The following is a 20,847-nucleotide window of genomic DNA, read 5'->3' on the forward strand; positions in this document are numbered from 1 at the left end:
CGAAAGGAAACCCATGCCCAAGACCGTCATAACCCCGCCCGGGACTGTCACCCCCATCGCCCCCTTCTCGCCAGGAACCCTGGCGGATGGCGTGGTCTATGTCTCCGGCACCCTGGCCTTCGACAAGGACAACAATGTCGCCCACGTCGGCGACGCCGAGGGCCAGACGCGGCAGGTTCTCGAAACCATCAAGTCGGTGATCGAGACCGCCGGCGGGACCATGGACGACGTGACCATGAACCACATCTTCCTGAAGGACTGGGCCGACTACGCGGCGATGAACAAGGTCTATGCGGAGTATTTCCCAGGCGACAAGCCGGCCCGGTTCTGCATCGTCTGTGGCTTGGTGCGGCCCGACTTCCTGGTCGAGATCGCCAGCATCGCCCACATCGGCGAACGCTGATTTCTAGGTGAAGTTGTCGTAAACCATACCCCAGACAAGGCGAAGGGGCGCACCGGGGGGGTGGTGCGCCCCTTCTTTTTGTCAGGGCGCGGGGGGATGCGCCGAGACGCCTGCCAGATCGGATTGGGGGGGATCCGGCAGGATTCTGTGGTTGACCATCAGCCGGGCGATCCGCCGCCCAACGCCTTGTAGAGAGTGGCCAGGTTCCCCGCCTGAGTCAGCTTGATGGAAATCAACGCTTGTTCAGCGCTGTATCTTGTTCTCTGGGCATCCAGCAAGACTAAATAGGAGTCTACCCCCTGATCATATCGTGATCTGGACAAAAGTTCCCCGTCGGTAGCGGCGACCAGCAGGCGAGTAAGGGCCCCCAATCGCCCATCAATCGAGGACTTTACCGCCAGGGCGTCGGAGACCTCACGGAAGGCGACCTGGACTGTTCTGTCATACTCGGCCACAGCGATCTGTCGATCAGTCTTGGCGCCCTTCAGGTTCGCATCGCGAGCTCCGCCGTCGAAGATCGGCAGAGAAATGCTGGGCGCGAAACTCCACGTCCCTGAGTTGCCGCCGAACAGCCCGGAGAGATCCGCGCTGGCGCTGCCCAAATTCCCGGTCAGGTTGATTCTGGGAAAGTAAGCCGCCCTCGCCGCCCCGATGTTGGCGTTCATGCCGATCAGCCGATGCTCGGCGGCCAGAACGTCGGGCCGCGCGCGCAGCACCTCCGAGGGCAGCCCCGCCGGAAGGTCGGATCGGATGGCGATGGAGTCGAGACTGGCCGGCATCAGGTCGGTCGAGACCTCCGCCCCCACCAGCAGCCGCAGGGCGTTGCGGTCCTGGGCCACCTGGGCGCCGAAAGCCCCGACGTCGGCCCGCGCCTGTTCGGTCAGGGTCTCGGCCTGGCGAACCTCCAGCAACGAGGCGGCGCCGGCCTCGTTGCGGCTGCGGGTCAGACGCAGGGCGTCCTCGCGGGACTTGAGCGTGTCCCGGGCCAGGCTCAGCAGGTCCTGGTCGGCGGCCAGGGTCAGGTAGGCGGTGGCCGTCTCGGCGATCAGGCTGACCTGCACCGCCCGCCGGGTCTCGGCGGTGGCCAGGTAGGACTGGAGGGCCGCCTCGTTGAGGCTGCGAACCCGGCCGAACAGGTCGAGCTCGTAGGCGGTGACGCCCAGCGACGCGCTATAGCTCTCCGTTTCGATGGCCGAGCCCGTGCCGGACAGATCGCCCGGGGTGCGACCGCGCGATCCGGACACGCCGGCGTCGACGGCCGGGACCAGCGCCGAACGCTGGACCCGGTACTGCGACCGGGCCTTCTCGATGTTCAGCACGGCGACCCGCAGGTCCCGGTTCTCTTCCAGGGCCAGGGCGATGACCGCCTGGAGCTTGGGATCGAGATAGACCTCGCGCCAGTCCAGGGCGGCCGCGCTCTGCCCCGCCTCCGCCGCCGCCAGGCCGTCCGGCCAGGCGCTGGATACGGCCAGCTGGGGCTGCTCGTAGGGCGGCGCCAGCGTGCAGGCCGACAGGGCGGTGGAGGCCGCCAACACGGCGGCGATCAGCGAACGGCTCATGCCGAGGCTCCTTCTTCGCCGGCGACCACCGGGGCCGCCTTGGGTTTGCGGGTGAAGGTCTTCTGCACCGTCACGTAGAACAGCGGCACAAAGATCAGGCCCAGCACCACGGCCGCCAGCAGGCCGCCGATGACGCCGGTGCCCACCGCGTTCTGGGCGCCGGAACCAGCCCCGCTGGAGATGGCCAGCGGCAGCACGCCGAACATGAAGGCGAAGCTGGTCATCAGGATCGGGCGCAGACGGAGACGGGCGGCCTCCAGGGTGGCGTCGATCAGGGATGCGCCCCTGGCCTGGGCCTCCTTGGCGAACTCGACGATCAGGATGGCGTTCTTTGCCGCCAGCCCCATGGTCGTCAGCAGGCCGACCTGGAAGTAGATGTCGTTCTCCAGCCCGCGCAAGGTGGTGGCCAGCACCGCCCCCAGCACGCCCAGCGGGATGGCCAGCACGACCGAGACCGGGATGGTCCAGCTTTCGTACAGGGCCGCCAACAGCAGGAAGACCACCAGGATCGAGAGACCGTAGAGGATCGGCGCCTGCCCGCCCGACTCCCGCTCCTGAAGGGAGAGGCCGGACCATTCGTAACCGATCCCCGGCGGCAGCTTGGCGATGATCGCCTCCATGGCCGCCATGGCCTCGCCGGAGCTTTTGCCGGCTGCCGCCGCGCCCTGGATGTTCATCGCGGGCACGCCATTGTAGCGCTCCAGTCGCGAGGGGCCGTAGGTCCAGCTGGTCTGGGCCACCGCCGTCAGAGGCACCATCTGACCGGCGCTGTTGCGCAGCTGGATCTGGGCCAGGTCTTCCGGCCGGCTGCGGTAGGCCGCTTCCGACTGCATGTAGACCCGCTTGACCCGGCCGCGATCGACGAAGTCGTTGATGTAGGAACCGCCCAGCACGCTGGCGATGCTGGTGTTGATGTCGCTGATCGACAGGCCGAGCGCCTGGGCCTTGGCCTGATCGACCGTCAGCTTCAGTTGCGGGGTGTCATCCTGGCCATTGGGGCGCACACCCTGCAGGTTGGGATCGCTGCCCGCCATGCCGAGTAGCTGGCCGCGCGCGGCCATCAGCGCCTCGTGGCCGACGCCGCCGACGTCCTTGAGCTGCAGGTCGAAGCCGGACGAGGTGCCCAGTTCCGGAACCGCCGGGGGAACGATGGCGAAGATCATCGCCTCGCGGATCTGGCCGAAGGCGGCCATGGCGCGGTCGGAGATGGCCGGCGCCTTCAGGTCCTTGCCGCCACGATCCTCGAAAGGCTTGAGGCGGATGAAGCCGATGCCGGCGTTCTGACCCGCGCCCGAGAAGCTGAAGCCGGCGACGGTGAAGATCGACTGCACCGCATCCTTCTCATCGACCAGGAAGTGGTTCTCGACCTTGCGCAGGGTGGCCAGGGTCTGGTCCTGGGTCGAGCCGGCGGGCAGCTGGACCTGGACCATCATGATCCCCTGGTCTTCGGGCGGCAGGAAGCTGCTGGGCAGGCGCACGAACAGCACGCCCATCACCACCAGGATGCCGAGGAAGATCAGGCCGTAGCGGGCCGTGCGGCCGAACATCGAGCCGACGAAGCTCTCATACTTGTCACGGCCGCGATTGAAGTTGCGGTTGAACCAGCCGAAGAAGCCCTTTTCCGTATAGCCGTGGCCCTTTTGGACCGGCTTCAGCAGGGTGGCGCACAGCGCCGGCGTCAGGATCAGGGCGACCAGCACCGACAGGCCCATGGCGGTGACCAGCGTCACCGAGAACTGCCGGTAGATCACCCCTTGCGAGCCGCCGAAGAAGGCCATCGGCACGAAGACGGCGGAGAGCACCGCGGCGATGCCGATCAGGGCGCCGGTGATCTCGCCCATCGATTTCTTGGTGGCCTCCTTTGGACTGAGGCCCTCCTCGCTCATCAATCGCTCGACGTTCTCGACCACGACGATCGCGTCATCGACCAAGAGGCCGATGGCCAGCACCAGTGCGAACATCGTCAGGGTGTTGATCGAGTATCCGAAGGTGAACAGCACAGCCATGGTGCCCAGCAGCACGATCGGCACGGCGATGGCCGGGATCAGGGTCGCCCGCCAGTTCTGCAGGAAGACGAACATGACGATGAAGACCAAGACCATGGCCTCGGCCAGGGTCTTGAGCACTTCCTCGATCGACTTCTTCACGAAGGGCGAGGTGTCGTAGCCGATGGCGTAGTCGATACCGGCCGGGAAGGTCTTGGCCTGGACGGCCAGTTCCGCTTCGACCCGCTCGGCGGTCTGCAGCGCGTTGGCGCCGGTGGCCAGGCGGATGGCGAAGCCGGCGGCCGGCTTGCCGTTGAACCGCGAAGAGGAAAGGTAGCTGTCTGCGCCCAGCTCGACGCGGGCGACGTCCGACAGCCGGACAGCCGAGCCGTCGGGGGCCGACTTGACGACGATCTCGCGGAACTGCTCGGGCGTGTTGAGGCGCGACTGGGCGGTAATGGTGGCGTTCAGCGCCGCGCCCTGGGCGGTCGGCGGACCCCCGATCTGACCGGCGGAGACCTGGGCGTTCTGGGCGCGGACGGCGGCGGACACATCGGCCGGGGTGACCCCGACGGCAGCCATCTTCACCGGTTCCAGCCAGATGCGCATGGCGTATTGAGACCCGAACAGCTGCACCTCGCCCACCCCGTCGACGCGGCTGATGGCGTCAACCAGGCTGGCGGCGGCGTAGTCGCCAAGGTCGGTGCTGTTCTTGGATCCGTCCGGCGAGAACAGGCCGACGACCATCATGAAGTTACGGGCCGATTTGGAGACCGTCAGGCCCTGCTGCTGCACCTCGGTGGGGAGCAGGGCGGTGGCGGCGGACAGTTTGTTCTGAACCTGGACCTGGGCGATGTCCGGATCGGTGCCGGCCTTGAAGGTCAGGGTGGTATTCGCGGCGCCGGACCCGTCGCTGGTCGAACTCATGTAGAGCAGGCCGTCCAGGCCCTTCATCCGCTGTTCGACGATCTGGGTGACGCTGTCCTCCACCGTCTTGGCCGAGGCGCCGGGATAGACGGCGCTGATCGACACCTGCGGCAGGGCGATGTTGGGGTACTGCGCGATCGGCAGGTTGAGGATCGAAAGGGCGCCGGCCAGCATCACGATGATGGCCAGAACCCAGGCAAAGATCGGGCGTTCGATGAAAAAGCGCGACAGCATTGTGGGGTGCTCCTAGCGCTTGCCGGCGGCCGGCGCGGCCGGGGCCTTACCCGCCGGCTGAGCGTTCACCTGGGCGCCGGGACGCACCGACTGCAGCCCCTCGACGATCACCTTGTCGCCGGGTTTCAGGCCGGCGGTGACGACCCAGCGGTCGCCCTTGGTCTGGTCGGCGGTGACGGGCCGGGGCTGGGCCTTGCCGTCGGGACCGACCACCAGGACGCTGGCGGCGCCCTTGGCGTCGCGCGTCACCGCGGTCTGGGGCACCAGGATGGCGTCGCCGGCGACACCCTGGGCCAGGCGTGCGCGGACGTACATCCCGGGCAGCAGCTGGCCGCCAGGGTTCGGGAATACGGCTCGCAGGGTGACCGACCCGGTGCCCGGATCGACCGTCACATCGGAAAAGGCCAGCTTGCCCTTGATTGGATATTCCGAGCCGTCCTCGAGGATCAGGGTGACCTCGGCGGTGGCCGCCTCGTCCAGCTGGCCGTTGGCGAACTGGCGACGCAGCTTCATCAGGTCGTTGGTGGACTGGTTGAGGTCGACATAGACCATGTCCAGCTTCTGGACCGTGGCCAGCGGCTCGGCCTGGGCGTTGGTGACCAGCGCGCCCGGGGTGACCGTCGACTTGCCGATGCGGCCACTGATCGGGGCCGGCACGCGGGTGAAGTTCAGGTTGATACGGGCGGCGTCGACCTGGGCCTTCTGGACCGCGACGGTGGCGACTGCCTGCCGGTAGACGGACTGGGCGTCGTCATTGTCCTGTTTGGAGACCGCGCCGGTCTCCGCCAGCTTGGCGTAGCGGTCGGCCTTCAGCTTCGCCGAATCCCGCGCCGCCTCGGCCTGGGCCATGCCGGCGCGGGCGCTGTCATAGGCGGCCTGATAGGTGGAAGGGTCGATCTGGTAGAGGGTCTGGCCGGCGCGGACGAGGCCGCCCTCGGTGAAGTAGCGGGCCTTGATCACTCCGCTGACCTGCGGCCGGACCTCGGCGACCAGGATGGCGCTGGTGCGGCCCGACAGCTCCTGGGTCAGCACCACCGGCTCGGCGGCGGCGACCATGAAGCCGACATTGGCGGGCGGCATGCCCTGCTGAGCGGCGGCGTTGCCGTCGCCGCAGCCGCTCAAGCCGATGGCGGCCAGCGCCAGGGCGATCGCCCCGGCCTGGAGGGTCCGGGGACGAATCGGGCCGACGGCCCGCTGGGAGGTCTGACGCATGGGGAGGAGGCCTTGCACTGAACACACAAAATGTGAGAATGAACGTTCATTCTCAGTTCAGGCACACCTAGATATGGACTGACCCGAAGTCAACCGGCCGATTGCGATAATGTCGCAGGAGCGGCCCGGAAAGTTTGGAGCTACATAGGCGAACGATGATCGACGCCCCGACCCAACGCCCGACCGTGGAGGACCGCCGCCAGCAGATCCGCGACGCCGCGGCCGTCTGCTTCCGCCGCTCGGGCTTTCACGGCGCCAGCATGGCTGAGATCGCCAAGGAGGCGAACCTCAGCGTCGGCCAGATCTATCGCTACTTCGAGAACAAGGAAGCCATCATCGAGGCGATCGTCGAGCACGACATCGCCGAGAAGCGGGCCAAGTTCGACGAGTTCTACGCCACCGAGGGCGACTTCTCCCGCTACATGGTCGAGACCTGCAGCCAGGCGGTCGAACGCTTCTGGGACCCGGCGCGCGCCGCTCTGGAGCTGGAGGTGATGGCCGAGGCGGCCCGCAATCCTAAGGTGGCTGAAATCCTCCGCCGCAAGGACGAGGCTGAGAAGCAGTTCAAGGGTCCGTTCAGTGAGCGGATCCGGCGCCCCGGCTGGACGCCGGAGGAGGCCGAGCAGCGCGGCGAGCTGATCGGCATGATGTTCGACGGTATGGCCATGCACTCGATCCGCTATCCGGATCGGTGCCCGAACGAACTGGCCCAGGCGCTGCGGAAGGTGCTGGCGGCGATCCTGGAAGTGCCGGACATCGACGGCCCGACAACAAAAACCCCCGACGCCTGAGGCGCCGGGGGCCAAGTTCACTCAAGGATGGTCGGCGCTACCAGCGCGGCCGGTAGTCGGCGTCGTGGCGCTCGTAGCGGATCTGGCTGGCCAGCCGATCGAGGCGACGGTCGAGATCGGCCCGCTCGAAGCGGCTCAGACGGCCGTCGTAGCGATAGCGGGCCTCGATGCGCTCGATCTCCCACAGCTGGCTATAGAGGTAGCGGGCTTCACGGCGATTGATCGTGCCGCGACGCTCGCCCTGGCTGATCCGCCAATGCAGCCGTTGCTGCCGCTCATTGACCGAACCGCCGTCATGGTAGCCGCCGCCGTAGGGCTGGGCCGCAGCGGGGGCCACGGTCAGGGCGGAGGCGCCGAGGGTCGCAGCAGCGGCGACCGCAATCATCAGGGTCTTCATCAGGATCACTCCTTGTCAGCCGCGCTGTCACCGCGACAACGCTGAGGGCAAGGAAACATTTCGTCCCTGAAACGAACCTGAGACGTTTGTTGTCGGCCGTTCATCCAGATGAACCGCCCAGGCGGACATGTCGAACGGCGCGGTGGACCGCGCTTCGAAGCGTTTCAAACTGAAGGGGGAAGGTGTCGGCTGACCCTGCTTCCGATACGGGGGGCTGGGGGGGCTGTTCAGGATCCGGACCGGTGCCGATCAGCCGACACTGATAGTAATGGAGGGACGGTGTGGCCGTGACTTGATCGGAATGGGGCGGTTTCAGGGCCTTTTGCCTGTCGCCCGGCGTGGTCGTCAAAGCACAGTCGCCGGGTTTCATGCGCCACAGGGTCCGGCGGCGGTTGCCCCGGGCCGCATTCCCGCCGCATAGTGTTCTCAACGGCGGTCGCCTAGCGGCCGTCGGGGCACGGGGACCTCCCTGGCGTAGGCCGGGAGGCGGTGAAGGCGGTCCTGGTGGACCGCCTTTTCTGCATCTGGGCTTCGGCTCAGCCGGTTTTCCGATTGATGTACTTCATCGCCATCGTGCCGACGAAGCCGATCAGGCAGATGAAGAAGGCGACCTTGGCCATCCAGCCGGCCACATCCACGACAAAGCCGAGGATGCCGGCGACAATCATCACGACGAGAAATAGTCCGGCGAGCTTGAGCATGTGCGCCTAACGGCGGCCGGACCCATCAGGTTCCGGCCGCCCTGGCATCAGGCCAGGAGACGAACGCCAGGCTCGCGCGCCCAGTGCCGCTTGCTGGCGGCCGGGACGAAGTCGGCGCCGAGACCGGTAACCCCCTCGTCCGGTTCGACCCCTGCCTTATCGAGCAGGGGTTTGGCCGCATCCGAGGCGCCGATCCCTTTCAGGTGGCCGAAGGCGTCCATGACGAACTGCAACGCCGCCGCCTCCTTCAGCAGCAGGGCGCAGCCGTCTTCCGACAGGACCACGGCAATGGCGTCGACCATCACAGAGGGCGTGCCGGCCAGCTGGCCGTCGGCCGGCAGGAGCGAGCCGTCGGACAGCTTGGCCCCGCCGATCTTGGGCGCGATGATCATCGGCTTCCCACCGGCCTTGGTCACCGCCTTCACCACACCGTTGACCTCGGCTGCGTCCGAGCCGTCGGCCACCAGCACCCCGACCTTTCGGCCTTCAAGGGTTTCGAACTCCAAAGCGCCACCGATGATCCGCAATGCCGGCGAGGGATCCATGTCCAGCACGGGAGCGGCGGTCGGGTTGGCCTTCGGAACAGGCATGTTAAGGCCCTCGGCGACCCGCTTAGCCAGGTCCGGATCGACGTTGACCAGGTTCCCCAGCATCCGCGTGCGGATCTCGGCGATCTCCACCTTCGACAGCTCGAAAACCAGGGCGGAGGCCAGGTGGGCCTGTTCGGCCGGATCGAGCGAGCGGAAGAACAGCCGCGCCTGGCTGTAGTGGTCGGCGAAGCTCTCGGGACGGATGCGCAGCTTCTCGCCCTGCTCGCTGGGCTCGGCCGCCCGGAAGCTGGTGAAGCCTTCGACCGGGCATTCACGCGGACCGCCGATCTCTCCGAACTGCGCCAGGCTGTTGGGCTCGTAGTTGGCGCGGCCCTTGGGCTGCAGCATCTGCATCTGGCCGTCGCGCTGGAAGTTCATCACCGGGCACTTGGGGGCGTTGACCGGGATCTGGTGGAAGTTGGCCGTGCCCAGCCGGCTCTTCTGGGTGTCGAGGTAGCTGAACAACCGACCCTGGAGCAGCGGGTCGTTTGTGAAATCGACGCCGGGGACGATGTTGCCCGGGCAATAGGCCACCTGTTCGGTCTCGGCGAAGAAGTTGTCCGGCCAGCGGTCCAGAACCATCCGGCCGATCGGACGGACGGGCAGCATCTCCTCCGGGATGATCTTGGTTGGATCGAGGACGTCGAAGGGCAGGCTGTCGGCGAACTTCTGGTCGAAGGCCTGGATGCCCAGCTCCCATTCGGGGAAGTCGCCGGCCTGGATAGCCTCGAACAGATCACGGCGTTGGAAGTCCGGGTCGGCGCCGGCGATCTTCACCGCCTCGTCCCAGAGGGTCGATTGCAGGCCCTGCTTGGGCTTCCAGTGAAATTTGACGAAGGTGGACTGGCCCTTGGCGTTGACCAGCCGGAAGGTGTGGACGCCGAACCCCTGCATGGTGCGCAGGGTGCGGGGGATGGTGCGGTCGGACATCGCCCACATGATCATGTGGGTGGATTCCGGCATCAGGCTGATGAAGTCCCAGAAGGTGTCATGGGCGCTGGCCGCCTGCGGGAAGCCGCGGTCGGCCTCCATCTTCACCGAGTGGACGAGGTCCGGGAACTTCATCGCGTCCTGGATGAAGAAGACCGGGATGTTGTTGCCGACCAGGTCCCAGTTGCCTTCCTGGGTGTAGAACTTGACCGCGAAGCCGCGCACGTCGCGCGGGGTGTCGACCGAGCCTGCGCCGCCAGCGACAGTGGAGAAGCGGGTGAAGACCGGGGTCTTTTCACCAGCCCGCTGGAACAGGTCGGCGCGGGTGATGTCGGACAGGGAATCGTAGAGTTCAAAGTAGCCGTGGGCGGCCGAGCCGCGGGCATGGACGATCCGCTCGGGGATTCGCTCGTGGTCGAAGTGGAATATCTTCTCCCGCAGGACGAAGTCTTCCAGCAACACCGGGCCGCGCTCGCCGCTCTTGAGCTGGTTCTGGTTGTCGGAGATGCGGATGCCCTGGTTCGTCGTCAGGTGCTCGGCGGTCTCGTGATCGGCGTTCTTGGCGACGTGCTGGTGGGTCTCGCCGCCGTTGCCGCGGTCAGTCTTGAAGTCGGCCTGGTCGGCCATGGGCAGCGCTTTCTCTGAGGGAGTGTGCGAACCCAACGGCGGCTGGTCGCGGTTGTTCCTCAGAGATTCGCGGTACGCAGGTGATACAGGCCTATGCCAGTGGCGGTGGCTACGTTCAGGGAGTCGAATCCGGCGGTCATTGGGATACCGACGGTGGTGCAGCGGGCCAGGATGGCGTCGGGCAAACCGGGCCCTTCGGCCCCGGCGATCAGGGCCGCGCGGGGCGGCGGCGCCAGCCGGGACAGGGGCGATCCCGCCGGGGACAGGGCGATCGGCTGAAGGCCATGGCTTCCCAGCAGGCCGATCAGATCGTCGGTTTCGCCAAGCCGGGCAAAGGGGATGTTGAGCACCCCGCCGACCGACACCCGGATGGCCTTGCGATACAGCGGATCGCAACATCCCGCGTCGAGCAGCACGCCGTCGACGCCGAAGGCGGCGGCGTTGCGGAACAGCCCGCCCATGTTGTCGTGGTTGGCGATACCGACCAGGGCGAGGACCAACGCCTTTGCCGGCAGCCGATCCAGAAGGGTGGCCGCGGTCGGCGGATCGACGCGGCGGCCGAGCGCCAGGATACCCCGGTGCAGGTGAAAGCCGGCGATGGTGTCGAGCACCGCCTGGTCGGCGAGATAGACCGGCACGGCGGCGGGCAGCTCATCGAGAATGGGCTGGAGCTTGGCCCGGCGTCGCGGATCGATCAGCACCGACACCGCCTCGAACCCGGCCTGCCGGACCAGCAGCCGCAGCACCACCTCGCCCTCGGCGACGAACAGGCCTTGGCGGCCGACGAGGTCGCGTTCGCGGATGTCGCGATAGGGTTCGACGCGTGGGTCGGCGGGATCGTGGATCGGGATCGACACGCCCCTCTATAGCCTAGGCGGCCCCGTACTTGCGTCCCAACTCTGCGGTCACCTCGGCGAACTCCCGCATGGTGTCAGCAATGATCTCCGCCACCGGCCGCACGCTATCGATCCGCCCGGCGACCTGGCCCGAGAGCGCGATCGAGGCTTCCATGTCGCCGCCGAAGTAGAGCTTCAAGGCGTTGGCGAACTCGGCCATCACGCCCCCTTCCGGCGAATCCTTCTCGTAGGCGGCGGTCTTTTCCGTTCGCAGGGCCCGCAACGCCGGCCCGGGGCCGAAGCGGTTGAGGAAGACGGTGTCGGTCTCCTTGGCCTCTACGATGGCCGTCTTCCAGTTCTCGTGCACCGGCGACTCGGCGGCCGAGACCATGCGGGTGCCCATCTGCACCCCTTCGGCCCCAAGCGCGAAGGCGGCGGCCATGGTGGCGCCATCAACGATGCCGCCCGCCCCGATGACTGGCACCCCGACTTTGGAACAGACCAGCGGCAGCAGGACCATGGTCGAGACGTCGCGCGGGTTCTTGAAGCCGCCGCCCTCCCCGCCCTCGACGATCAGGCCGTCGACCCCGGCTTCCACAGCCTTCAACGCAGCGCTGAGCGAGGGCACCACGTGGAAGACGGTCAGGCCCGCTTCCTTCAGCTGGCCGCAATAGCGGGTCGGATCGCCCGCCGAGGTGGAGACGAACTTGACCCCTTGGTCGATGACGAACTTGACGATGTCCGGGTCGCGGACGAAGGCCTGGGCGACGTTGACCCCGAACGGCTTGTCGGTGAGCCGCCGCATCTTGCCGATCTCCTCGCGAACCTCGTCGAGCTGGCCCGAGGACGTCTCGATGATCCCCATGGCGCCGGCGTTGGACACGGCCGAGGCCAGCTGGGCGCGGGCGATCCAGCCCATCGGCGCCTGGACGATGGGGTACTGGACCCCAAGCATGTCGGTGATGCGGTTCTTGATCATGGCGTTCCCTTTTCCCCCGTTGTCGCTCGTTTGACTGTGCGGAAACCAAGGTGGCTTTGTCCGGTGTCCGGCGGGCCCGGCTGTCGCGCCGCCGGCCGGTAGCGGAGGCAGAAGTTGTCGGCGCAGAGGTAGCTGCCGCCCTTGATCAGCCTCGGCGCGTCCGGCGCCGGGCCGTAGCGGCCGGAGGTCCATTCCCAGACGTTGCCCGACAGATCGAAGAGGCCGTAGGCGCTGGCCGGGAAGCAGCCGACCGGCGCGGCGCGGGCCTTGTAGCCGTCTTCGCCCGTGTCGACGGCGGGGAAGACCCCCTGCCAGTAGTTGGCTTTCGGCGTCTTCGAAGCCTCGCCCCATTCATAAGGCGCGCCGTCCAGCCCGGCGCGGGCGGCGAACTCCCACTCCTCCTCGGTCGGCAGGTCGCGCCCCTTCCAGCGGGCGTAGGCCAGGGCGTCGTCATAGGCGACGTGCACCACCGGGTGACGGCCGAGGCCTTTCAGGTCGCTGCCCGGACCGGTCGGGTGTTTCCAGCTGGCCCCGTCGACGATCCGCCACCAGTTGGCCGGATTGCCGTCGCCAAGGCCCTCGGCCCCGACGAACACCAGGGAGGACGGCTTGAGCATGCTCTTGGGCACACCCGGATAGAGGGCCGGATCCGGGTCGCGCTCGGCCAGGGTGACGTAGCCGGTGGCCTTCACGAAGGCGGCGAATTCGTCGTTGGTCACCTCGGTGCGGTCGATGGCGAAGGGGGCGACGGTAACCTTGCGCGGCGGGCCCTCGTCGCCGTGCATGCCACCGGCTCCCATCGTGAAGGTCCCGCCGGCCAAGGCGACCTCGCCGGTTGGCTGTGGCGGACAGACCGATTCGGGGACCGCGGCCTGCTTCTTGGACCCGCAGGCGGCGAGCGCCATCACCAAGGTCAGAAGGGCCAGGCGCCGGATCATTGGCCGATCGCCCTGAACACCAGTTCGGCCATGATCTCCTCGGCCTTGTCGTAGGTCTGCCCCTGGTCCAGCCGCAGCCGGCGCCAGGCGTCGAAGCTCATGGCCAGATCGACCATCTCCATCACCACCGGGTCCGCCTGGACCTCGTCGGGCAGCAAGGCGGTGGCGGAAAACCGCTGCAGCCGCACCAGATGGGCGTGCTCCTTCTGCAGGAACGAGGAGCGGGCTCGATGGGCGTCGGCGGCCACCTGGAAGGGCATCATCTCCTCGAACAAGCGCACCCGCCGGCGGATCAGGTTGCGCAGCCGTTCCCGCCAGTCCTCGCCCAGCACCGGCTCGGCGGCGATGGGGGCCATGCGGGCCAGCATCATGGCGTGCATCTCGCGGTACAGGCTGTCCATATCGTTGAACAGGCGGAAGACGGTGCGCAGGCCGACGCCGGCCCGTTCGGCCACCGCCTCAGCCGGCGGGGTCATGAACCCCTCGCTGATCAGCTCCAGCATGGCCGCGACGATGCGCGCCCGGTTGGCTTCGGCCCGCATGCGGCGGCCATCGACGGAAGGTTCGGGCGGGGTAAGCGCGGCCATCGCCTCCGCAATGGCAGCCGCCAGCGGGTTCTGTCCAGCCGCCTCAGCCATCCGTCCGCTTCCGGCGCCGCGCCAGTTCCCAGAGAAGGGCGGCGGCCAGCACGGCCATGGTGACCATCATTCCGGTCCGGCCGGGGATCTCGTGCGGGGGCGGCTTGGTCACGAAGGCGACGACCATGACCAGGGCGGCCTTGGCCGCTTCGATGGCCAGCAGCGCCACGGCGAAGGCGCGGAAACGCCAGGCGACGGCCAGGTCGATCAGTCCCGCCCCGATCTGGCCGACCCCGGTGGAGGCCAGCAGGAAGACGATGGTCTGACCGCCCTGGGCGAGGTCGAAGCCGGCGATGGAGCCGGCCCCGCTGTCGGGCAGGAAGACGTGGAGCGAGCCGCGGACCAGGTTGAACAGGCCCAAGAGGACCAGCACCCCGACCGTGATCCGCGACGGGCTCATCAGAGGCCGCCCGCCGGGCTGCACTGGATCAGCAGCTGGCCCTTGAGGCCCGCCTTGCGGTGATGGCTGATGGCGGCGACCTCCGGCGAGGTGGCGATGGCCACGAAGGCGGCGCGGCTGGGGTATTCCATGATCGCCGCGACATCCCACATCTCCCCAACCTCGCCGATCACCAGATGGTCGATGGCCGCCGAGAAGATGATCCGGCCGCCCTTGCCGGCGACGAATTCGCTCATCGGGGCGCCGTAGCGCATATAGGCCTCGCGGCCGCTGATCTTCGGCTCGTTGGGGTCGTCGTACTGCGCGACCTCGTGGAACGTCAGAAGGTTCAGCATCTGGATCGGCTGGTCGCCGCCCAGGCCCAGAAGGCCGGCCAGCTGTTCCTGGCGCGGCATGACTGCGTTTTCTACGTTCATGGTTTCCCTCCTCCGATGAACCTGTTGATGAGATCGGCGATCTCTTCCGGCTTGTCTTCCTGCAGGAAGTGGCCGCCGCCCTCGATGGTGACGTGGGGCTGGCCCTTTGCGCCGGGCACGCGCTCCTGGAACGCGCGCTCGCCGCCTCGGGTGACCGGGTCGCCGTCGCTGAAGGCGGTCAGGAAGGGCTTGTCGAAGGCCTCCAGCACCGCCCAGGCCGCCTTGTTCTCCTCCACCGACGGATGCTCCGGCGTCACCGGCACGAAGGTGGGGAAGATGCGGGCGCAGGTCTTGTAGCTCTCGTCCGGATAGGGCGCGTCATAGGCGGCGATCTCCGCCTCGCTGAGCGTGCGGCCGGAACCCATGTTGACGAAAGCGCCGGCCGGGAACACCGGCATCGCCTGGCTGACCTGCAGCCATTGCTGGAAGCCTTCGGTCATCCCCGCGCCGGTCGGCAGGCCGGTGTTAGCCACGACCACCCGCGCGAACCGCTCCGGAAACGCCGCCACCAGCCGAAGCCCGATCAGCCCGCCCCAGTCCTGGCAGAACAGGGTGATGTCCTTCAGGTCCAGCTTGACCAGCCAGTCGCTCATCCAGGCGACGTGCTTTTCGTAAGAGTAGTCTTCCTTCTCCGTCGGCTTGTCCGATCGCCCGAAGCCGATCAGGTCCGGCGCCAGCACCCGGTGCTGGCCCGACAGCCGGGGGATGATGTGGCGGTAGAGGTAGGACCAGCTGGGCTCGCCATGCATCAGCAGGACGGGCGAGGCCTCGCGCGGCCCCTCATCGACATAGGCCATCCGCAATGGCGGGCCGCCGGACGCCGTGACGTCCACATAGTGGGGCGCGAACGGGAAGTCCGGCAGGTCCTGGAAACGCTCGTCTGGGGTTCGCAACACAGCCACGTCGAAAGCCTCTCCTGAGGGCCGGCTTGACGCCGACGGATAATTTGGCATTAATAGTGCCAATAGTTTGGAGGGCGTCAAGCGCCCTCCGGGAAAATCGTGGAGGGGCGGGTGTCGGCGGGCGGAACAGTCCAGTATTTCCATCAGGCGGACGATCCCTACAGCCATCTGGCGGCCCAGCTGCTGGGGCCGTTGACGGCCGCCTACGACATCGACCTGGAAATCCATCTGGTCCCGCCGCCGGAGGAGAGCGCAGCTCCCGACCGCGAGCGGCTGGCCGACTGGAGCCTGCGAGACGCCGTGCGTCTGGCCGCCGCCCACGGCCTGCAGATGCCGGCGGCGCCCAAGCCCCCCTCCCCTGACCAGGCGGCCCTGGCTCTCGGCGCCCTGGCCGCGGCCCTGGGGTCCGACTTCGCCGAGCGCGCCGTGAAGATCGGCGCCGCCCTCTGGGCGGGTGACGACGCAGCCCTGGAACGCTTCCCCCTCGGCGCGCCCGGACCGGCCCTGGACCGGGGCAAGGCGCGGCGGCTGGAGCTGGGCCACTATCTCGGCGCCACCTTCCACTACGACGGCAATTGGTTCTGGGGCCCCGACCGCCTGCACTATCTGGAGGCCGCCCTGGCCGCCCACCGCAAACCGGGCGCCGCCCCGGTCGCGCGGCTGATGCAGGAGAATGCACAGGCGCAGGCGACCAGCCCGGTCACCCTCGACTTCTTCGCCTCGCTGCGCAGCCCCTACACCCACCTGGCCGCCAGGCGGGTTCGCGAACTGGCCGAGCGCTACGGCGCCACCTTCCGCCTGCGTCCCATCCTGCCGATGGTCATGCGCGGCCTGCCCGTGCCGCGCGAGAAGCAGGTCTACATCGTCAAGGACTGCTGGCGCGAAGCCATGCGCCAGGGGATCGCCTTCGGCCGGGTCTGCGACCCCGTCGGCCTGGGCGTCGAGCGGGGCATGGGGGTGATGCACCGGGCCATCGCGCTCGGAAAAGGCGTCGCCTTCACCGAATCCTTCCTGGCCGGCGCCTTTGCCGATGGGATCGACGCCACCACCGACGACGGCCTGTGGGCCATGGCCGAGCGGGCCGACCTGACCAAGGACGACGTCGCCGCCGGCCTGGCCGACGACAGCTGGCGCGCGGTCGCTGAAGCCAACCGCCAGGAACTGCTGTCTCTCGGCCTCTGGGGCGTGCCGTCGTTCCGCGTCGGAGACCTGCCCGGCCACTGGGGCCAGGACCGCCTGTGGGCGGTCGAGCAAGACCTCATCACCCTCGCTGGGAAGACCTGAACATGAAACGCCTGCTCGCCGGGATTATTGTCATCGGCCTTCTGCTGGGCGCCGTCTGGTACGCGCGCGGCCCCATCGCCTTGGCCATCACCGACCGGGCGCTGGACAAGGCGATGCGCGACGACGCGGTGGCGAAACTGCCCGACGGCCTGCACGCCTTCGTCTGCGGCTCCGGCTCGCCCCTGCCGGACAAGGATCGCAATGGCCCCTGCACGGCGGTGATCGCCGGCGGGCGCATCTTCCTGGTCGACGCCGGCGAGGGCGCGGCCGAGAGCTTTGCTCGCGCCGGCATCCCGGCCGGCCGGATCGAGGGCGTCTTCCTCACCCACTTCCATTCCGACCACCTGGACGGCCTCAGCGCCGTGGCTCTCCAGCGCTGGGTGGGCAAGGCGGCCACAACGCCCCTGACCCTGACCGGGCCGCCCGGCGTCGAGCGCATCGCCGCGGGCCTGAACGAGCTCTACGCCATCGACAACGGCTATCGCACCGCCCACCACGGCGCCCCGGTGGCCCCACCGTCGGGCGGCGGCTTCGCGGCCCGCGCCTTCGCCTTCCCGGACGGCCAAGACTCGCTGGTGGTGCTGAACGACGGCGGCCTGAAGGTCACCGTCTTCAAGGTCGACCATGGACCGGCCGATCCGGCGGTGGGCTACCGCTTCGATTACAAGGGCCGCAGCCTGGTGGTCAGCGGTGACAGCTCGGCCGCCCCCAACCTGGTCGCCAATTCCAAGGGCGCGGACCTGCTGATCCACGACGCCCTGCAACCAGCCCTGGTCCGCCGGATGGCGGCCGCCGCCAACGAGGCGGGCCTGAAGAACCGCGCCAAGATCCTAGAGGACATCATCAACTACCACGCCAGCCCCGAGGAGGTGGCGCGGCAGGGCAAGGAGGCGGGGGTCAAGGCGGTGCTGCTGACCCATATCGTTCCGCCGATGCCTCTGCGCGGGCTTGAGGTTCCGTTCCTGGGCGAGGCCCGCAAGACCTTCGGCGGCCCGCTGTGGATCGCCCGCGACCGCGACCTGATCAGCCTGCCCGCCGGATCGACCAAGATCGACCGCCGCCGGCTCGGCCGCTAGACAACAACACGACGGGGAGAGTGTCATGAAATCCAGAACCCTGATCAGCCTGGCGGTCGCCGCCGTGGTAGTGGGCGGAGGCGGCTACCTCGCCTTCCAGAACTTCAAGATCTACCTGCCCGGCATCATCGGCCGGCTGAAGAACCCCATCGGGCCCAACCAGCCGGTAACCTGGGCCACGGGGCCTGACGCGCCGCCGTCCTCTGGCGGCGCGCCGGCCGCCCAGCGCCCGCCCAACATCATCCTGATCGTGGCCGACGACCTGGGCATTAACGACGTCACCGCTACCGGCACGGGCGTCTTTGGCAAGGTGCCGACGCCCCATATCGACTCCATCGCCAAGACCGGCGTGCGGTTCGCCAACGGCTATTCGGCCAACGCCACCTGCTCGCCCTCCCGCGCCGCGATGATGACCGGCCGCTACCCCACTCGATTCGGCTTCGAGTTCACCGCCGTGCCCAAGTCCTTCGCCCGCGAAGTGACGCATGTGGCCGACGGTCCGATCAAGCCGGTCTTCTACGCCGACCGCGCCAAGGACATGCCGCAGGTCGAGAAGATGGGCGTGCCGACCGAGGAGACGACGGTCGCCGAAGCCCTGAAGGGCCAGGGCTACCGCACCCTGCACATCGGCAAGTGGCACCTGGGGGAATCCCCCGCCATGCAGCCGACCGGCCAGGGCTTCGACGAGAGCCTGGCGATCCTGGCCGGCGCCGGGATGTTCCTGAAGCCCAATGATCCCAACGTGGTGAACTCCAAGCAGGAGTTCGATCCCATCGACCGCTACCTGTGGCCCAACCTGCCCTATTCGGTGCGCTGGAACGGCGGCAAGCCGTTCGAACCCAAGGGCTATGTCACCGACTATTTCGGCGACGAGGCGGTCAAGGCCATCCAGGCCAATGCCAACCGGCCCTTCTTCCTCTACCTGGCGTTCAACGCCCCCCACACCCCGCTGCAGTCCACCAAGGAAGACTATGACGCCCTGTCGGACATTCCCGACCATACGGCGCGGGTCTACGGCGGGATGATCCGCTCGCTGGACCGCAACGTCGGCAAGGTCCTGGCCGAGCTCGACCGGCTGGGCTTGGCCGAGAACACCATCGTGATCTTCACCAGCGACAACGGCGGGGCCAACTACATCGGCCTGCCGGACATCAACAAGCCGTACCGCGGCTGGAAGGCGACCTTCTTCGAGGGGGGCGTCAACGTGCCCTTTTTCATGAAGTGGCCGGCCCGCCTCGCCCCCGGCCAGGTGGCCCCGTCGCGCGCCATGCACATCGACATCTTCGCCACCGCCGCCAGCGCCGCCGGCGCCCCGGTCGGCCCGAAAGTGGATGGTGTGGACCTGTTGACCCTGGCCCAGGGGAAGGGCCCGGCTCGGCCGCTGTTCTTCCGCTCCGGCCACTATCGCAGCGTGATCTTCGACAACTGGAAGCTCCAGACCTCGGAGCGGCCGAAGAAGACCTGGCTGTTCAACCTCGCCGCCGACCCGACCGAGCAGAACAATCTGGCCGGCCGCGAACCGGCCCGGCAGGCCCAGCTGGCCGCCCTGCTCGACGAACAGGACCGCCGCGCCGGCAAGCCCCTGTGGCCCGCCCTGGTCGAAGCGCCCTTCTTCATCGACCAGCCGCTCAACAAGGAGCGGAACCTGAAGGGCGAGTATGTGATGTGGGCGAACTAGCCCTTCGTCAGCGGCCCAACCCCGAGGATCGGTCCCGTCGGCGCGCCCGTCGGTGACCCGCCCTCGGGCTCCAGGGAGATAGCCAGGGCCCCGTCGGTCGGCGCGGACACCCCGGCGATCACCGTCGGCCCGCCGGCCTTGACCAGGCCCAGCGAACGCGGCGCCCCGCCGTCGGCCGGCACGACCCACAGCTCCAGCGATTTCGCCTGCTGCTCGGTCAGCGCCACCGGCGTCACTACGATCCGCTTCAGCTCGGTGTCGACCGTAACGGCCGCCAGGGCCGGGCCGCCGTCGGGCACGGAGACCAGGGCGACATACGGGCTGGCCGCCGTGATCGGAGGCGGCGGCGGAGCGTCGGGCTTCGGCTCTGGCGCGATCCACAGGCCAAGGCCGACTGCAGCGACCGTCACCGACGCGGCGGTCAGGCCGCGCCACACATCGACGCTGTCCCACCAGCGGGTCCGGGCGACGGGGGTCAGGCGGTCGCGAATGGCCGGCCAGACGCGCTCGGGCGCGGCGACCGGGGCGATGGCTTCGGCCAGGACGGCAAGGCGCAGCTCCCAGGTCTCGACAGCGGCGGCGAAGCCCGTGTCGGCCGCGGCCAACGCCTTGGCCTCGGCGAGAGGCTCGCCTTCGAGCACGCCAAGCGCCAGTTCGGCGGCGCGCAGATCTTGCGGATGGGCGGCGGCGGTCATGATTCGAGACAGACTTTCAGGTTCATCAGGCCCTTGCGGATCCAGGTCTTGACCGTGCCCAGCGGCCGCCCCGCCGCCTGCGCCAGGTCGCTGTAGCTCAAGCCCCCGAAGAAGGCCCGGCGGATCAGGCCTGCCTGGTTCGGATCGAGCCCCTCGAGGCATTGGCCAAGCCGGCGGGCTTCCTCGCCCTGCAAGGCCTGCGCCTCCGAGTCCGGCGAGGCATCGGCGATCTCCGCCGCCCCTTCCAGCGGACCAGACCGGCTCAGAACGCGCGCGCCGGACGCTCTCAACCGGTCGATGGCGCGGTTGCGGGCGATGGCGGCCAGCCAGGTGACCGGGCTGGCTTTGGTTGGTTCATAGCTGCCGGCCCGCTTCCAGACGGTCAGATAGACCTCCTGCAACACCTCTTCCGCCTCGCCCTCGTCCCGCAGAATCCGCAGGCAGACCCCGAACAGCTTGCCGCTGGTGGCGCGGTACAGCTCCCGCAGCGCGCTGGGGTCGCCCTGCGCCACGGCCTTCAGGTGCCGGCGTAGCCGCTCACGGTCCAGGTCGATGCTCATCACCCTCCCCCAAGGTTCGGAGTGGCTAACAAGGCCCCAGGACGGAGCCTCGCGACCATGGCGCGGCAGACTGGCGGCGTAGCTCATGG

General features: G+C 68.2%; 20 protein-coding genes. 5 read left to right on the top strand and 15 right to left on the bottom strand.

The window, feature by feature from the left end; translation table 11 throughout:
- The first annotated feature begins 13 nt into the window (after positions 1–13).
- Positions 14–403, top strand: coding sequence for a pyrimidine utilization protein C (gene rutC, locus GVN21_RS11095; protein WP_166574804.1), 390 nt, complete (start codon positions 14–16; stop codon positions 401–403).
- A 158-nt stretch (positions 404–561) separates the two neighbouring features.
- Here rutC and GVN21_RS11100 read toward each other — a convergent pair whose 3' ends face one another.
- Genes GVN21_RS11100 through GVN21_RS11110 form a run of 3 tightly spaced genes read right to left on the bottom strand, consistent with a single transcriptional unit; the run spans position 562 to position 6,320 of the window.
- Entirely contained in the window at positions 562–1,962 is a 1,401-nt protein-coding gene (locus GVN21_RS11100) for an efflux transporter outer membrane subunit (protein ID WP_166574805.1), read from the bottom strand.
- Entirely contained in the window at positions 1,959–5,108 is a 3,150-nt protein-coding gene (locus GVN21_RS11105) for an efflux RND transporter permease subunit (protein ID WP_276608511.1), read from the bottom strand. Before GVN21_RS11105 ends, GVN21_RS11100 begins: the two co-directional genes overlap by 4 nt.
- A gap of 12 nt (positions 5,109–5,120) precedes the next feature.
- Positions 5,121–6,320 carry an efflux RND transporter periplasmic adaptor subunit gene (locus GVN21_RS11110; RefSeq protein ID WP_166574806.1) on the bottom strand — a complete coding sequence of 400 codons (1,200 nt, stop codon included), beginning with the start codon at positions 6,318–6,320 and terminating at the stop codon, positions 5,121–5,123.
- A 155-nt stretch (positions 6,321–6,475) separates the two neighbouring features.
- Here GVN21_RS11110 and GVN21_RS11115 point away from each other — a divergent pair, with 155 nt between their 5' ends.
- Positions 6,476–7,111 carry a TetR/AcrR family transcriptional regulator gene (locus GVN21_RS11115; RefSeq protein WP_166574807.1) on the top strand — a complete coding sequence of 212 codons (636 nt, stop codon included), beginning with the start codon at positions 6,476–6,478 and terminating at the stop codon, positions 7,109–7,111.
- A 37-nt stretch (positions 7,112–7,148) separates the two neighbouring features.
- Here GVN21_RS11115 and GVN21_RS11120 read toward each other — a convergent pair whose 3' ends face one another.
- The 10 genes from GVN21_RS11120 to GVN21_RS11165 form a co-directional block, all read right to left on the bottom strand.
- Positions 7,149–7,508, bottom strand: coding sequence for a hypothetical protein (locus GVN21_RS11120; protein ID WP_166574808.1), 360 nt, complete (start codon positions 7,506–7,508; stop codon positions 7,149–7,151).
- Between the two features lie 536 nt (positions 7,509–8,044).
- Positions 8,045–8,209, bottom strand: coding sequence for a hypothetical protein (locus GVN21_RS11125; RefSeq protein WP_166574809.1), 165 nt, complete (start codon positions 8,207–8,209; stop codon positions 8,045–8,047).
- Positions 8,210–8,256: 47 nt separating this feature from the next.
- Positions 8,257–10,356: a catalase gene (locus GVN21_RS11130; RefSeq protein ID WP_166574810.1), complete on the bottom strand. Its 2,100-nt coding sequence runs from the start codon at positions 10,354–10,356 to the stop codon at positions 8,257–8,259.
- A gap of 59 nt (positions 10,357–10,415) precedes the next feature.
- Entirely contained in the window at positions 10,416–11,213 is a 798-nt protein-coding gene (locus GVN21_RS11135; protein ID WP_166574811.1) for an RNA methyltransferase, read from the bottom strand.
- Positions 11,214–11,226: 13 nt separating this feature from the next.
- Positions 11,227–12,171, bottom strand: coding sequence for a nitronate monooxygenase (locus GVN21_RS11140; protein WP_166574812.1), 945 nt, complete (start codon positions 12,169–12,171; stop codon positions 11,227–11,229).
- Positions 12,168–13,109: a formylglycine-generating enzyme family protein gene (locus tag GVN21_RS11145; protein ID WP_166574813.1), complete on the bottom strand. Its 942-nt coding sequence runs from the start codon at positions 13,107–13,109 to the stop codon at positions 12,168–12,170. Before GVN21_RS11145 ends, GVN21_RS11140 begins: the two co-directional genes overlap by 4 nt.
- On the bottom strand, positions 13,106–13,747 hold the full coding sequence (locus GVN21_RS11150; protein ID WP_166574814.1) for a TetR/AcrR family transcriptional regulator: 642 nt from the start codon (positions 13,745–13,747) through the stop codon (positions 13,106–13,108). The genes GVN21_RS11145 and GVN21_RS11150 overlap by 4 nt, the downstream gene beginning before the upstream one ends.
- Positions 13,740–14,147 carry a hypothetical protein gene (locus tag GVN21_RS11155; protein WP_166574815.1) on the bottom strand — a complete coding sequence of 136 codons (408 nt, stop codon included), beginning with the start codon at positions 14,145–14,147 and terminating at the stop codon, positions 13,740–13,742. The genes GVN21_RS11150 and GVN21_RS11155 overlap by 8 nt, the downstream gene beginning before the upstream one ends.
- On the bottom strand, positions 14,147–14,563 hold the full coding sequence (locus GVN21_RS11160; RefSeq protein WP_166574816.1) for a DUF1330 domain-containing protein: 417 nt from the start codon (positions 14,561–14,563) through the stop codon (positions 14,147–14,149). Before GVN21_RS11160 ends, GVN21_RS11155 begins: the two co-directional genes overlap by 1 nt.
- Complete coding sequence (locus tag GVN21_RS11165) at positions 14,560–15,465, bottom strand: haloalkane dehalogenase (RefSeq protein ID WP_166574817.1); 906 nt, start codon at positions 15,463–15,465, stop codon at positions 14,560–14,562. Before GVN21_RS11165 ends, GVN21_RS11160 begins: the two co-directional genes overlap by 4 nt.
- 111 nt (positions 15,466–15,576) lie before the next feature.
- Between GVN21_RS11165 and GVN21_RS21375 the strand changes: the two genes are divergently transcribed.
- The 3 genes from GVN21_RS21375 to GVN21_RS11180 are packed head-to-tail and all read left to right on the top strand — an operon-like array spanning position 15,577 to position 19,503.
- Positions 15,577–16,749, top strand: coding sequence for a DsbA family protein (locus GVN21_RS21375; RefSeq protein ID WP_166574818.1), 1,173 nt, complete (start codon positions 15,577–15,579; stop codon positions 16,747–16,749).
- A gap of 2 nt (positions 16,750–16,751) precedes the next feature.
- Positions 16,752–17,825 carry an MBL fold metallo-hydrolase gene (locus tag GVN21_RS11175; RefSeq protein WP_166574819.1) on the top strand — a complete coding sequence of 358 codons (1,074 nt, stop codon included), beginning with the start codon at positions 16,752–16,754 and terminating at the stop codon, positions 17,823–17,825.
- A 25-nt stretch (positions 17,826–17,850) separates the two neighbouring features.
- Positions 17,851–19,503 carry a sulfatase-like hydrolase/transferase gene (locus tag GVN21_RS11180; protein WP_166574820.1) on the top strand — a complete coding sequence of 551 codons (1,653 nt, stop codon included), beginning with the start codon at positions 17,851–17,853 and terminating at the stop codon, positions 19,501–19,503.
- Here the strand turns inward: GVN21_RS11180 and GVN21_RS11185 are convergent.
- Together GVN21_RS11185 and GVN21_RS11190 are read right to left on the bottom strand one after the other, a co-directional pair.
- The gene (locus GVN21_RS11185; protein WP_166574821.1) at positions 19,500–20,198 is read right to left on the bottom strand and encodes an anti-sigma factor; all 699 of its coding nucleotides are present in this window, start codon (positions 20,196–20,198) and stop codon (positions 19,500–19,502) included. The genes GVN21_RS11180 and GVN21_RS11185 overlap by 4 nt on opposite strands.
- Positions 20,195–20,758, bottom strand: coding sequence for a sigma-70 family RNA polymerase sigma factor (locus tag GVN21_RS11190; RefSeq protein ID WP_166574822.1), 564 nt, complete (start codon positions 20,756–20,758; stop codon positions 20,195–20,197). Before GVN21_RS11190 ends, GVN21_RS11185 begins: the two co-directional genes overlap by 4 nt.
- Positions 20,759–20,847: the final 89 nt, after the last annotated feature.

It is taken from the genome of Caulobacter sp. SLTY (assembly GCF_009905535.1).
In the GTDB taxonomy this organism is placed as follows: Bacteria; Pseudomonadota; Alphaproteobacteria; order Caulobacterales; family Caulobacteraceae; genus Caulobacter.